Here is a 13,384-nt window from a genome sequence, read left to right as displayed (position 1 = left end):
GGCACCGGCTCAGTTAAGTCTCTCTGCCATGATCGAGTCGTCTTCGAGCCAAAGCTGCACCGATTGTCCACGAAGCTCGGACGCCATGTCGTCGGCGGTCTTGTAGACACCGTCGATGGCCAGCAGTTCTGCCTCCAGCCGGCGGCAGAAGATCCGCGCCGAGGTGTTACCTACGGAACCCGCCAGCGCCCGCCCCCGGAGCGCTCCGTAAATATGGATCGAACCGCCGGCGATGATTTCGGCGCCGGATGCGACCGACCCGATCACGGTGACATCGCCTTCCGGAAAGATCACCGATTGTCCGGAACGAACCGGCTCCCTGACGATGATCGACGCGCTCGCTCTGGCCGCCGGCGTTTCCTGGCCGATGACGGAGACAGCCTCAGGTGCCTTCGGCTCACCGGCGATCAACTCGCCCGCTGCCGCCTCGAATTCCGGCGCCGGCCGCCCGCCTCTCATTGAGGGTGGCATGCCCGGCTCGAACAGCGAGGGACGTCCGCCCTCGATGCCCAGGACGCGGACGTTCCTGCTGGCGAGTTCTTCGAGCAGGCCCTTCAGCTGCGGCCGGTCGATTTCGAGGTCGACGATATCAAGCACTACCGGTCGGCCGAGAAAAAAACCCGCCGAGCGAGCGGCCAGATCGTCGAGCCGCGTCAGCCACGAATCGAGTGGAAGCTCGGGCGACAGCGCGAGGCTCAGGAACGAGCGGCCCTTGATACGGATCGAACGAGCGTCTGTTAGCACTTTGATCATCTTCGTTAATTTTTCGTTGCCGTGATCTAGGCGACGGATGGTTAACAATTGGTTAACAGGCGGCTGCCGCTTCTCGCAGGCGGGCTTTTCGAACGGCTTGCCTCGACACAACTTCGGCAAGCAATCCCTTGTACGCTCCATCGCGAATGATCTGCCATCGGGTGCACCACGGCCGATTGAACCGGGCACGCCGGTGCCCTATTGGTGCCGACGGCGGCTTCTCGAAAGCAGCATGAATGAAGCACTTTGTCATCGATTGTCAGGGGATTGCGACCGATGCGGATCTCTGGCGCCGCTACCTTGCCGTGACGAATCCTGCGGCTGGTCGAGACTTTGGCTGCAACCTCGACGCGTTCTGGGACGCGGTCGAGGGCGGCGGGCCGGGCTATCCCGGGCGATGCAAACTGACGTTCAAAAATGCAGCAACGCTCAGCCACATCAAGACCGGTAGTGGCGTATCCCTGTTGGATGCCTTGCAGAATATCGCGCGGGCCGCGACCGTCGTCGTGATTGAGTTCAAGTAGTCGAAATCATCAAAGGCGAGCACTGGAACAGTGCTGCATCTCACCTCTCACGCGAGACCCTTGTTGCGGGGTTCGGCATCGATCAGCGACACGCTCAGCGCCGCAAGCAGTAGCAGGCCCGAAATGACGCCGAGCGCGGTCGTGAAACTGGTCGCCATGATCGGGGCAACCATCGACGGCGCAAGCAACCCGCCGACACGGGCGATTGCGCCGGCCGTGCCCATGCCGCTTGCGCGCAGGCTCGTCGGATAGATTTCCGGCGTCAACGCATAGATCGCACCCCACGTGCCCAAAAGGGCAAAATTCATCAACAGCGTGGCCGCAACGACAAGCTCCGTGCTCTGCCCAAGAGCATAGGCCAGGGAGCCGGCCGCGCTGAGGAGGAGAAAGCCGATCAATGTTGCCTTCCGCCCCCAGCGTTCCACGCCATAGGCAGCCAACGCGTAACCGGGCAGCTGGGCGATCGCCAGAACGACGAGAAAAACCTCGCCGCGTATGAAACCGAAGCCCTCGCCGGCAAGCTTGACCGGCAAGTAAACGAAGATGCCGTAGTAGGATATGGAAATGAGCAGCCACGCCAACATCAGAAAGATCGTCCGGCGGCGAAGCGCAGGCGAGAGAAGTGCTGTGATCGATTTGCGCTCGGCAGCCTGAGGGACGATCGGCGGGATCGTCACATCCCGTCCGTTCGCCCCGGCGATGCGCTGCAACACGCTGCGGGCCTCGGTCGAATGTCCCTGCCGGTTCAGGTAAAAGGGCGATTCCGGGACGTAGAAGCGCAGGACGACACCGATCAACGCCGGAATGCCTGTGATGAAAAAGATGGTCCGCCAAGCCTCGCTGCCATGACTGCCAGCCACAAGCGCCAGGATTGCCAGTGCAACGGTCCCAATGGCCCAGAACCCCTCCAACAGCACCAGCCAGCGCCCCCGTCGGTTGGCCGGCAGAAATTCAGCCATCATGGCGTAATCGACCGGCAGCGTGCCGCCAACCCCAAGCCCGGTGAGGAAACGGGCCACGAATAGCCAGGTAAGGTCGGGTGCAAAGGCCGACGCGATGCCGAAAATTGCGTCGATGATGATCGCGATGAACAGCACCGGTCGCCTGCCGATGCGATCGGCGAGCCGCCCGAAAACAAAGGCACCGACGAGCATGCCGAGAAAGAAGAACGTGCCCGACTGCAGAGCCTGCGGGATGGTGACGCCGAACGTCGCAGCAATTGACGGCGCGCTGAAACCGATTGCCAGCACCTGCATAGCATCTGCCGCCCAGACAAGGCCGAAGATGACGAAGAGGCGACGCTGGAACAGCCCGACGCCGGCGGCCTCGATGCCCTGTTCGATGCTGACTGACTGCATGGGAGGCCTTTGTGCTTATCGTTAATCGGTGGCGCGGCTGTTCGGGCGAGGATGCATCTGCGGTATCGCACCCGAGAGATGTCCGTCTTTCGTGAAACCTATCCGCGCCGACGCACAATCGCCAAGCCTTCAGCCCGCCCGCGAGCGATAAACGACAACGATGCCCGCCGCACTCAGCAGTGCCAGCACATACCAGGTTACCGCATAAACGAGATGACTGTTGCGGAAGCTGACTACCGTCAGCCCGCCGACAGGGAGACCACCCGCATTGGGCGTGGCGTCGGCATCGATGAAATAAGGTGCGATATTCGCCAGGTCCTCGGCCCTGGCGATCGCAACGACGTCACGCGAATACCAGCGATCGGCTGTCGGGTCGTTGGAACGCAGGAAGCCGCCACCCGGTTCCGGCATTCGCAAGAGGCCGATAACCTCGACAACACCGGAAGTCCGGCTCTGGGAGCGGGCGGCAGCATCGCGCCGATCGAGCGGAACAAAGCCACGGTTGATCAGGATGGTCGACCGGTCGTCCTGGACGATCGGCGTCATCACCCAGAAGCCGGCGCCACGCTCGGTGACCGCCTGGACCAGCACTTCCTTCTCGTGCTCGAAGACGCCGGTCGTGGTCACGCGACGGTATTCGTCCTTTTCCGCGCTGATACCGGGCCATTCGGCCGGGGGCGGAGCCGGAACAGGTTCGGCGTGAACCCGGGCATCGACGCGGGCAATCAGCTCGAGCTTCCAGAAGAGCCTCTGCACCTGCCAGGAGCCGAGGGCGAAGAAAGCCACCATCAGCACCGACAGGGCGACGGTGAAAATGGTGCGAGCGCGGACAGGCTCTGCCCCCACTTCGATCTTCGCCGCTCCCCCATTCATCGCCATGCCGTCAACGGGCCGTCATGGCATGTTCTTCATCATTTCGTGCGTCATCGGCATCATGTTGACGTTCAGATGGTGCATGACCCACAGCGAGCCGGCGAGCGCGATGCCGACGATAATGAGCGTGAAGATCAGCGCCATCATCGTCCAGCCGCCTTCCGAACGCGGGTTCATGTGCAGGAAAAAGGTCATGTGCACGACGATCTGGATGGCCCCGAGGCCCATGACGAAGACGGCCGTCGTCAGCTTGCTATCGAACACGCCGCCTATGACCAACCAGAAGGGAATGGCGGTCAGGACGACGGAAAGCGCGAAGCCGATCATGTAGCTTCTGAACGAGCCGTGGCCGGCTTGGTGGCCGTGGCTGTGGCCGTGATGGGCCTGGCCGGCATCTTCATGGGTGAGGCTGTTTGGCTGTGAGCTCATCCGATGGCTCCGATCAGATAGACGAAGGAGAAGACGCCAATCCAGATGACGTCGAGGAAGTGCCAGAACATCGACAGGCACATCAGGCGGCGACGGTTCTCGGGGATTAGACCATGCATCTTGACCTGCACCATCATCGTCACGATCCAGATGATGCCGAAGGTGACGTGCAGGCCGTGGGTGCCGACGAGCGTGAAGAACGACGACAGGAACGCGCTGCGTGTCGGGCCTGCCCCCTCAAGGATCAGGTGATAGAACTCGTAGAGTTCCAGCCCGAGGAACGCCAGGCCGAACACGGCGGTCACGCCAAGCCAGAAGATCGTCTCCATCTTGGCGTTGCGCTCCATCTGGAGCATGGCAAAACCATAGGTGATCGAGGAGAACAGCAGCATTGCCGTGTTGATGGCAACAAGCGGCAGATCGAACAGATCGGCCGGCGACGGACCGGCCGCATAGTTCCGCCCGAGCACGCCATGGGTGGCGAAGAGGACGGCGAAGATGAGGCAGTCGCTCATCAGGTAGATCCAGAAGCCCAGCATGGTGCTGCCTTCCGGATGGTGCTCTTCCTCCAGATAGAACTGCGGCGCTTCGGTTGCTTCGACTTGGGTCTTGTTCGCCATCTCAGGTGCGCTCCGCCAGAAGTTCGGACCGGGCGTCCTCGGTTGCGGTGACGGTCTCGGAAGGGATGTAGAAATCCCGCTTGTAGTTGAATGTGTGGCCGATTGACACGACCAGCATGGCAACGAACGAGACGATCGCCAGCCACCATATGTACCAGATCAGCGCGAAGGCGAGGACGACGCTGAGACCCGCGAGGATGACGCCGGTTCCGGTATTCCTTGGCATATGGATCGGCTTGAAGCCGCCGAGCGGACGCTCGTAGCCGCGAGTCTTCATGTCGTACCAGCTGTCGTGATCGTGCACGACGGGCGTGAAGGCGAAGTTGTAATCCGGCGGCGGCGAGGAGGTCGACCACTCCAGCGTCCGGGCGTTCCACGGATCGCCCGTCGTGTCGCGCAGCTGATCGCGCCGGAGGTAGCTGACGACGAGCTGGACGATGAAGGAGGCGATGCCGAGCGCGATCAGCACGGCGCCGAAGGCGGCGATGACGAACCAGATCTGCAGCGACGGATCCTCGAACTGCGACACGCGGCGGGTAACGCCCATCAGGCCGAGCACGTAGAGCGGCATGAAGGCGAAGAAGAAGCCGATCTGCCAGAACCAGAAGCTCATCCTGCCCCAGAACGGATCGAGCTTGTAGCCGAAGGCCTTCGGCCACCAGTAGACGAGGCCGGCCATCAGGCCGAACACGACGCCGCCGATGATGACGTTGTGGAAGTGCGCGATCAGGAACAGCGAGTTGTGCAGCACGAAGTCTGCCGGCGGGATGGCCAGCATGACCCCGGTCATGCCGCCGATGACGAAGGTGACCATGAAGCCGACGGTCCACAGCATCGGCACCTCGTAGCGGATGCGGCCGCGATACATGGTGAAGAGCCAGTTGAACATCTTCGCCCCCGTCGGGATCGAGATGATCATCGTGGTGATGCCGAAGAAGGCGTTGACCGATGCCCCGGACCCCATGGTGAAGAAGTGGTGCAGCCAGACGAGATAGGACAGGATCATGATCACGCAGGTCGCATAGACCATGGAGGCGTAACCGAAGAGCCGCTTGCCACAGAAGGTGGCAACGACTTCCGAGAAGATGCCGAAGGCCGGCAGAATGAGGATGTAGACTTCCGGGTGGCCCCAGATCCAGATGAGGTTCACATACATCATCGGGTTGCCACCAAGGTCATTGGTGAAGAAGTTGGTGCCGGCGTAGCGGTCGAGCGACAACAGCGCCAGCGTCGCGGTCAGGATCGGGAAGGTGGCGACGATCAGGATGTTGGTGCAGAGCGACGTCCAGGTGAAGACGGGCATCTTCATCAGCGTCATGCCCGGCGCACGCAATTTGACGATGGTCGCGATCAGGTTGATGCCCGATAGTGTCGTTCCGACACCCGCGACCTGCAGGCCCCAGATGTAATAGTCGACGCCGACGCCGGGACTATAATCGGCGCCCGACAGCGGCGGATAGGCAAGCCATCCGGTGCGCGCGAATTCGCCGACGAACAGCGACATCATGATGATCACGGCACCGGCCGTCGTCATCCAGAACGAGAAATTGTTGAGGAACGGAAAGGAGACGTCGCGCGCGCCGATCTGCAGCGGCACGACATAGTTCATCAGGCCGGTGACGAAGGGCATGGCCATGAAGAAGATCATGATCACGCCGTGGGCAGTGAAGATCTGATCGTAGTGATGCGGATTGAGATAGCCCTCGTTGCCGTTGAAGGCGATCGCCTGCTGCAGGCGCATCATGATCGCGTCGGCAAAGCCGCGCAGCAGCATGATGAGCGCCAGGATCACGTACATGACGCCGATCTTCTTGTGATCGACACTGGTAAACCACTCGGTCCAGAGGTAGCCCCAGAGCCTGTATTTCGTGATCAGCGCCAGGACGGCGATGCCGCCGATCGCCACAGCGATGAACGTCGCGACCAGGATCGGCTCGTGATAGGGGATCGCTTCCCAGGTGAGCCGCCCGAAGATGAATTGTGTGAGGTTGGTGTTACCAAACATAGGGCTATCCAAATTCTCTTGAAATGCGGGCCTCAGGGCTTCGTGGTGCCGGCGTTGTTCAACTGTGCAGGCGCCGGGCCGGCTTGGTTCCCGGCAGGCGCTGCGTGGTCGCCGTGCGTGTTGTGCATGTCGTGGTTCATCGACTGCGGCTCTTTGTCGATACCTTCGGCCGGCCCTTCGCTCTTCGAAGGATTGCCCGTCGCCGGGAAGGTGGCGCCGGGTGCGGCTTCGCCCGCATGGCCCGTTTCCCCGGCATGACGGTTGTCGTGCTCGAGCTTGGCGCGGTTCTCATGACTTTCGACGCCGGCACCGCCCATCATGTCGATGTGCATCATGTCGTTCATGCACATCTGGCCCGTGCGCACGCACATGTTCAGCACCGCTTCGTAAAGCCCGTTCTCGACGCCAGCATAGTAGCGGACCGGTTCCTTCGTGCTCGGCTTTTCGAGCTTCAGGTAGGCGTCGCGATTGAGCATGGTGCCGTTCTGCTTGACCCTTGCGACCCACTGATCGAAGCCCGCCTGGTCCAACCCATGGAACTTGAAGCGCATGTGCGAGAAGCCGTCGCCGCTATAGTTGGACGACAGGCCTTCATACTCACCCGGCTTGTTGATAACGGCGTGCAGCTTGGTCTGCATGCCCGGCATTGCATAGATCATGCCGGCAAGGGCGGGGACGTAGAAGGAGTTCATCACCGAGGATGCGGTGATCTTGAAATTGATTGGCACGTCCACCGGTGCTGCCATCTCGTTAACGGTGGCGATTCCGTAGTCCGGATAGAAGAACAGCCATTTCCAATCGAGCGCCACGACCTCGACGGTCAAAGGCTTCGTCTCGGCGGGAACAGGCCGATTGGCGTCAAGCCGGTCGAGCGGCCTGTAGGGATCGAGCTTGTGGGTGCTGATCCAGGTGACGGCCCCGAGCGCAATGATGATCGCCAGCGGCGCTGACCAGATGACGACTTCCAGCCCGGTGGAGTGATGCCATTCCGGATCGTACTTGGCGGCCGTGTTGGACTGGCGGTAGCGCCAGGCGAAGAACAGCGTCAGGAAAAGCACCGGCACGATGATGATCAGCATGAGGATCGTCGAAACGACGATCAGATCTCTCTGCTGTGCCGCAATGTCGCCGGAGGGCGACATCACGACCAGGTCGCACCCGGCAAGGGCCAGGGTCGATAGAAGAACGGCCGATCGTCCGGCGAGCTTCAATGGAGTGGGCATTTCGGGCTCCATTTGCGTTTTGTCTAGTCGGCACTAATCGCGTATCGGGCTCGGCGGAATGAGGTCGTTCGTCGCACTGCAGCATTCTGTCGCATCGCAACAGAATGGACAGCGACGTCCGCAAGTGCCCAATCTAGTGCATCCTCGCCGGCTGACCATTGGGAAGATGCCGACGAGTTTACGTTTTTTTTCGCCGCTTCCTTGATCTCGGGCGTTGATTGATCAACATTTCGACGAGGCGGCACAAATCGCCGGGAGGAATTCATGAGCTCGGTCGTCAATCCTACGTCTTCAGGCCTTGAGCGGGACGCCCGCCGCATCCATGACGACAAGCCACTGTCGCCAGGCAGCATCGCCATTGGCGTGGTCATCGGCCGCATGTCGGAGTTCTTCGACTTCTTCGTCTACGGCCTCGGCTCGATCCTGGTCTTCCCGAAGCTCATCTTCCCGTTCGCTCCCAGTCCGGTCGCAGCCACGCTGATGTCGTTTGCGATCTTTCCGCTGGCCTTTATCGCGCGCCCGGTCGGCTCCCTCGTCTTCATGTGGATCGACCGCAACTACGGCCGCGGCACCAAGCTGACCATCGCCCTTGTCATCCTCGGAGGCTCGACGGCATCGATTGCCTTTCTGCCCGGCTATGAGACGATCGGTTACTGGGCGGTGGCACTGCTGGCGCTTTTCCGACTTGGACAGGGTTTTGCTCTCGGCGGCGCATGGGACGGACTTGCGTCCCTGCTCAACCTTAACGCGCCCCCGAACCACCGCGGCTGGTATGCGATGATCCCGCAACTCGGGGCACCCATCGGCTTTGCGCTCGCCAGCATCATCTTCTGCTATTTCGTTGCCAATCTTTCCGAGGAGGATTTCCTCTCCTGGGGCTGGCGCTATCCCTTCTTCGTCGCCTTCGCGATCAACGTCGTGGCGTTGTTTGCCCGGCTGCGCATCGTCGCCAGCAAGGAATTCGGCGCGGCGATGGACGCACAGGAGCTGCAAGCCCGGCCGGTGTTCGAAATGCTGAGCAAGCACGCTCTGGACGTGGTGCTCGGCGCCTTCGTGCCTTTGGCGAGCTTTGCGATGTTCCATCTGGTGACGATCTTCCCGCTGAGCTGGGTCATCCTGAATGGCGGACAGTCGGCTGCCCGGTTCCTGCTGGTCCAGGTCGCAGGCGCAGCCGTCGGCGTGATCGGCATTATCGTGTCGGGCCTGATCGCCGACCGCGTCGGCCGCCGCAACGAGCTGATGATCGGCGCGACACTGATCGCCATCTTCAGTTTCTCCGCACCCTTCCTTCTTGACGCCGGCGGAGCCGGACAGGACGCCTATATCCTGATCGGCTTTGGCGTCCTCGGCCTCACCTTTGGCCAGGCCTCCGGCGCTGTTTCCTCGCGCTTCACCCAGTACTACCGCTACACCGGAGCGGCACTCACCTCCGACCTGGCTTGGCTCGTCGGCGCGGCGTTCGCACCGCTGGTGGCGCTTGGACTTGCGACCAGCTTCGGCATCGTCTTCATCGGCGGCTATCTGATCTCCGGTGCAATCTGCACGCTGGTAGCGCTCAGCCTCACCCGGGCGCTCGACCAGAACTGAACCGCCCTTGGGGGCGGCTCGACCCCGCATCTGACGCTGCCGTCCAGCCTGCCTTTGCGTTCTTCTGAATGAACGGGGAATAATCCCCGACGCCGACCGTTCTTCCGCCCATCCGAACGGAGAACGAGCATGTTGCACTTTTGGAAGAAAGAACCGCCACGCATCCAATTCCTCTGCCAGCCGGAAGACCTGGGTGTCATCGCCCCGCCCGTGGCTGCCAAAACCAGTCTGCCGGAATGGTATCGCAGGCTGCCCGCAGTTGACCCGCAGCACCTTTCCGCCAGAGACAACGGCCTGACCATCAAGCGCTGTCTGCCATTCCTGGACGCGATGACATCAGGCTGGATCCTGCCATTGGCCGCCACGGTGCGTCTCGAAATCCGCGACGACGGGCGAAACGTCGAGGCTGGCTGGGAATTCGACAAGGTGATGGTCAGCAATCACGGCGCGCACCAGGTTGCCGGCAACCCGAAGGAACCGAGCCCGCCCTGCAAGTTTCACAACTACTGGTCCATCCGCACCCCTCCCGGCTGGAGCCGCCTGTTCGTGCCACCGTTGAACCGACCGGCGCAGCCATTCGAGTGCGTGGCCGGTGTCGTCGATACGGATACCTATTCCGCCAACATCCACTTCCCGTTCTTCGCGACCGCACCGGACGGTGTCCACGTGATCGAGAAGGGCACGCCGCTCGTTCAGATCATTCCTTTTCGTCGGGATGATGCCGCGATCAAGGCAGACATTCGGGCTGAAACGAACGAAGAAGCGGCGATCCGCAACGCGGTCTACCGAAACACGATCGCCTGTCCTGGCTGGTATCGAAAGATGGCACGGGCCACGCGCTGACCTGTTGCCAACGTCAAAAAGCGGGGACCGGTCCACCGGTCCCCGCTCAATTTTTTTGATCGTCTGTCAGCGCGTATGCCACAGCTTGCCGGAGCGATACGTGCGGTCTGAGCCGTTCGAACTGGAGTTCGACGAGCTGTTCGATGAGGAATTGGAGCTCGAATTTGACGAACTGTTCGATGATGAATTCGAGCTGGAGTTGCTCGACGAGTTGGAGGAGCTGTTGCCAGCAACGATGATCGTGCTGTCGTTGTGGCCGCCCGCCTGCCTGCCGACGGATTGCACCGGCGCGGTGCTCTGCTTTGCCTGCGCCTCAGTGCCGGCAAGGGCGGTTACGCAGGCGATAAGGGCGGCGCTCAGTTTCCAGTGGTTCTTCATGCCCGTGACTCCTTCTTGAAAAAACGAACCGGTATCCCCGGTCCGAAGGAATAACGGGCGTCACGAAGCTCTATTCCATCGTGAAACACATTCCTCGCTCGAACTCAGGCGTCGACGATCAATCACGAAACCGCCGACACCCCTGCCCGGCGCTCGCGGCTTGCCATCAGCCCTCCAACCGCGGTGACGATGATGACGGCGGCGTAGATGTCGGTGGTCGTTTGATAGCCCAGTGTCTTGGCGAGAAACCCAGCGGCCATCGCCGGCAGGCTGAAGGCAAGATAGCTCTGGATGTAGAAGGCGGAAAGCAGCCCGGCGCGCTCATCCGCCTTGGCGAGCGGCATGATCGATCCCATGATGCCGAGGAAGCTGGTGCCGAAACCGGCTCCGGTCAGCAAGGTGCCAAGGATCATGACCGGCACATTTGCGAGGTGCGTGCCGGCAACCACGATGAGCATGCCGGCGGTCGTGGCCGAGACGCCGAAGGCCACGTTTGCCCGGGGACTGCATGCACGGCGTAGAAAGACACTGACGGCACCGGCTGCCATCAACGTGGCGACAACGGCTCCACCGGTCAGCGGCGCCCGGCTGCCGGTGACGGACGCGACGAGCGAGGGCATCAGCGAGAGATAGAAGCCCCCAAGCGCCCAGTTGGCGATGTTGATCGGCGTCACCAGTGCCAGCGGTCGCTTGATCTGAAGCGGAATGGCGATCGTCGGCTTCAGTGAAGACAGCGCGCCGCTGCGTCTGCCGCCCGTCTCCGGCGTCAGCCATATCGCCGCTGCCTGCACTGCAAAGCCGATCAGGAGCAGGCCATAAACGAGGTGAAGCGGAAACGGCCCGTATTGAATGAGCGCGCTGGTGCCCAATGCGCCAACGGCCATGCCGATCAGCGGCGCGAGCGAATTGACGAGCTGGCCCCTGCCGCGATCGACGTCGACCAGCGACGCACCGATCGAGGCGCCGGCGATGCCGGTCGCAAACCCCTGGACGATACGCGCGGCGATCAGCCAGGACGGTCCGTCTGCGAGAACGAAGAGCGCCATCGCCACGATTTCGAGAAGCAGCGCGGCGAAAATCACCGGCTTCCTGCCGAGATGGTCGGATATCGAGCCGGCGATCAGCAGCGCGGACAGAAGCGCGAAGGCATAGACCGCGAAGATGCCGGTCATCATCACAGGCGAGGCAGCAAAGCTCTCCTGGTAGATGCGGTAAAGCGGTGTCGGTGCCGCCGACGCGCCGAAGAACGTGGCAAGCGTGACCGCGTGGAAGGCGATGGGGTTGGCGGTCGGACCGTCACTCTCACTGGATTTGGCAGAGGAGAACATCTATATAACCCTTAACGCTAAATCGTTGCGTTTAGGCGATGTAGGGACGAACGCCCATAAAAGCAAATAATTTGCGTTTATGGTGCAGTGAAAGTTTCTGATCCATGCGCAGCACACCGAAGGAAGGGTCGAAATGGCAGGCAGGGAAGGTCCCCGTCCGGGCGGGCGAAGCGCCAGGGTGCAGGCATCGGTGCACGGGGCCGCGCAGGCCCTTATGACACGAATGGAGCGCACGGAGATCACCATTCCGATGATCGCCGTCGAAGCGGGCGTCACGCCCTCGACCATCTATCGCCGTTGGGGCGACATCCAGGAACTCCTGGCGGATGTCGCTGTCGAACGGCTGAAGCCCGACATGGAACCCGTCGATACCGGAAGCGGTGGCGAAGATCTCCTCGCCTGGGCCGTCCAATATGCCGAGGAGATGTCCTCGAAACCCGGGCGCGAGATGATACGCGACGTGCTGGCGGCGCAGGACGGGAGCGGCGCCTATCAGTGCTGCAACTTCACCAAGCAGCAGATCGAGGTGATCGCAGCACGCGCTGCGGACCGTGGCGAAGCATTTCCTGAGGTCGACGCCGTCATGGACCGCGTCGTCTCACCGATCATGTACCGCATCCTTTTCGGCGAGGCGCCGGATACGGCACATGTCGCGCGTCTGGTCTCGGGCGCAATGGGACTGGTTTCGAAAGCGCCCGCTTCCGTCTGATCAAAGCGCGTATGCACCGACGTGACGGCGGTGCCGGAAGCGGCCGAGCATTGCGATGGCCAACACGAGGACCGCACCCAGCGCATAGGCGAGCACATCCCACCAGTCCGGCGTGGCTCCAAGCACGATCCTCAAGACGGGATTGGAAATGCGGATATCGAAACTGGCCGCCAGATACTGCGCAAGCTCGATCGCCACGCCTAGCAGGAAGGCGATACCGGCGAGCAGCTGGGGTCGAGCTTTCACCGCCGATGCAAGCGTGCAGTACACCCACATCACGGCAAGGACATCGCCGGAAAAACTGCGGACCCAACCCCATCCGGCCCCACGCGTCGCCAGCACGACGAGGACGACGAAAAGAAGGATGGAAAACAAGAAGGCGGTGCGGTCGAAGCGGAGTTCCATGGCGAGCGATGTAACGGGATGCGACCCGCCTGTCGAGCGGTGAGGCTCGGCAAATGGCGCGATGGCCAAACCGAGGATCACCGTATCCATCAACGAACCTTCGTGCCGGCCAACCCCTATTTCAAATATACGTAAAGTCACATTCTCGTACCGTTAGCCTGTTTTTAACAAGCAGGGTCGGCAGCGCCTGCGGGCGTTGGCTGGGCGCAAAAGGCTGGTGTCTGAAAGTCGCGGCCAGGCGGCGTTGCTCTTTCGATGAGGGCATCGGCCTGAAACGCCTATGCCTCTCTTCAGACTGTCGAAACCACAGAATGGGGAATTGGAGAACCCGGCACGCCTCAGCGACGAC

14 protein-coding genes are annotated in these 13,384 nt (G+C 61.6%); 5 read left to right on the top strand and 9 right to left on the bottom strand.

All coding sequences use genetic code 11. The features are described from left to right. Window positions 1-9: 9 nt before the first annotated feature. The gene (minC, locus tag ASD03_RS09955; protein WP_057207625.1) at window positions 10-753 is read right to left on the bottom strand and encodes a septum site-determining protein MinC; all 744 of its coding nucleotides are present in this window, start codon (window positions 751-753) and stop codon (window positions 10-12) included. A gap of 236 nt (window positions 754-989) precedes the next feature. Here minC and ASD03_RS09950 point away from each other — a divergent pair, with 236 nt between their 5' ends. Further along, a complete protein-coding gene (locus ASD03_RS09950) occupies window positions 990-1,277 on the top strand; it encodes a barstar family protein (RefSeq protein ID WP_057213134.1) in 288 nt (95 codons plus the stop codon). Window positions 1,278-1,324: 47 nt separating this feature from the next. Here the strand turns inward: ASD03_RS09950 and ASD03_RS09945 are convergent, their stop codons facing one another. The 6 genes from ASD03_RS09945 to cyoA all read right to left on the bottom strand — a co-directional run bounded on the left by ASD03_RS09945 (window position 1,325) and on the right by cyoA (window position 7,785). Then, complete coding sequence (locus ASD03_RS09945) at window positions 1,325-2,635, bottom strand: MFS transporter (protein ID WP_057213132.1); 1,311 nt, start codon at window positions 2,633-2,635, stop codon at window positions 1,325-1,327. 129 nt (window positions 2,636-2,764) lie between these two features. Then, window positions 2,765-3,514, bottom strand: a complete 750-nt coding sequence (locus ASD03_RS09940; RefSeq protein ID WP_057213130.1) for an SURF1 family protein — start codon at window positions 3,512-3,514, stop codon at window positions 2,765-2,767. 15 nt (window positions 3,515-3,529) lie between these two features. Next, window positions 3,530-3,937, bottom strand: coding sequence for a cytochrome o ubiquinol oxidase subunit IV (gene cyoD, locus ASD03_RS09935; protein ID WP_057213128.1), 408 nt, complete (start codon window positions 3,935-3,937; stop codon window positions 3,530-3,532). Further along, window positions 3,934-4,557, bottom strand: a complete 624-nt coding sequence (cyoC, locus tag ASD03_RS09930) for a cytochrome o ubiquinol oxidase subunit III (RefSeq protein ID WP_025429525.1) — start codon at window positions 4,555-4,557, stop codon at window positions 3,934-3,936. The genes cyoD and cyoC overlap by 4 nt, the downstream gene beginning before the upstream one ends. A 1-nt stretch (window position 4,558) precedes the next feature. Further along, window positions 4,559-6,562 carry a cytochrome o ubiquinol oxidase subunit I gene (gene cyoB / locus ASD03_RS09925; RefSeq protein WP_057213126.1) on the bottom strand — a complete coding sequence of 668 codons (2,004 nt, stop codon included), beginning with the start codon at window positions 6,560-6,562 and terminating at the stop codon, window positions 4,559-4,561. 32 nt (window positions 6,563-6,594) lie between these two features. Further along, the gene (gene cyoA / locus ASD03_RS09920; protein WP_057213123.1) at window positions 6,595-7,785 is read right to left on the bottom strand and encodes a ubiquinol oxidase subunit II; all 1,191 of its coding nucleotides are present in this window, start codon (window positions 7,783-7,785) and stop codon (window positions 6,595-6,597) included. Between the two features lie 264 nt (window positions 7,786-8,049). Between cyoA and ASD03_RS09915 the strand changes: the two genes are divergently transcribed. The 3 genes from ASD03_RS09915 to ASD03_RS38785 all read left to right on the top strand — a co-directional run bounded on the left by ASD03_RS09915 (window position 8,050) and on the right by ASD03_RS38785 (window position 10,612). Then, window positions 8,050-9,372, top strand: a complete 1,323-nt coding sequence (locus ASD03_RS09915) for an MFS transporter (protein ID WP_057213121.1) — start codon at window positions 8,050-8,052, stop codon at window positions 9,370-9,372. Window positions 9,373-9,501: 129 nt separating this feature from the next. Then, complete coding sequence (locus tag ASD03_RS09910) at window positions 9,502-10,215, top strand: DUF6065 family protein (RefSeq protein ID WP_057213119.1); 714 nt, start codon at window positions 9,502-9,504, stop codon at window positions 10,213-10,215. 100 nt (window positions 10,216-10,315) lie between these two features. Then, window positions 10,316-10,612, top strand: a complete 297-nt coding sequence (locus ASD03_RS38785; protein WP_063978396.1) for a hypothetical protein — start codon at window positions 10,316-10,318, stop codon at window positions 10,610-10,612. A 103-nt stretch (window positions 10,613-10,715) separates the two neighbouring features. Here ASD03_RS38785 and ASD03_RS09900 read toward each other — a convergent pair whose 3' ends face one another. Further along, complete coding sequence (locus ASD03_RS09900; RefSeq protein ID WP_057213118.1) at window positions 10,716-11,921, bottom strand: MFS transporter; 1,206 nt, start codon at window positions 11,919-11,921, stop codon at window positions 10,716-10,718. A gap of 133 nt (window positions 11,922-12,054) precedes the next feature. Between ASD03_RS09900 and ASD03_RS09895 the strand changes: the two genes are divergently transcribed. Continuing rightward, complete coding sequence (locus tag ASD03_RS09895; protein ID WP_057213116.1) at window positions 12,055-12,630, top strand: TetR/AcrR family transcriptional regulator; 576 nt, start codon at window positions 12,055-12,057, stop codon at window positions 12,628-12,630. Here ASD03_RS09895 and ASD03_RS09890 read toward each other — a convergent pair whose 3' ends face one another. Further along, a complete protein-coding gene (locus tag ASD03_RS09890; RefSeq protein ID WP_234907849.1) occupies window positions 12,631-13,125 on the bottom strand; it encodes a DUF2809 domain-containing protein in 495 nt (164 codons plus the stop codon). It abuts the gene before it with no gap. Between the last annotated feature and the right edge of the window lie 259 nt (window positions 13,126-13,384).

It is taken from the genome of Ensifer sp. Root127 (genome assembly GCF_001425225.1).
Lineage (GTDB): Bacteria > Pseudomonadota > Alphaproteobacteria > Rhizobiales > Rhizobiaceae > Ensifer > Ensifer canadensis.
Note: the sequence above shows the minus strand (reverse complement) of the source record. Positions and strands in the feature narration are given on the sequence as shown.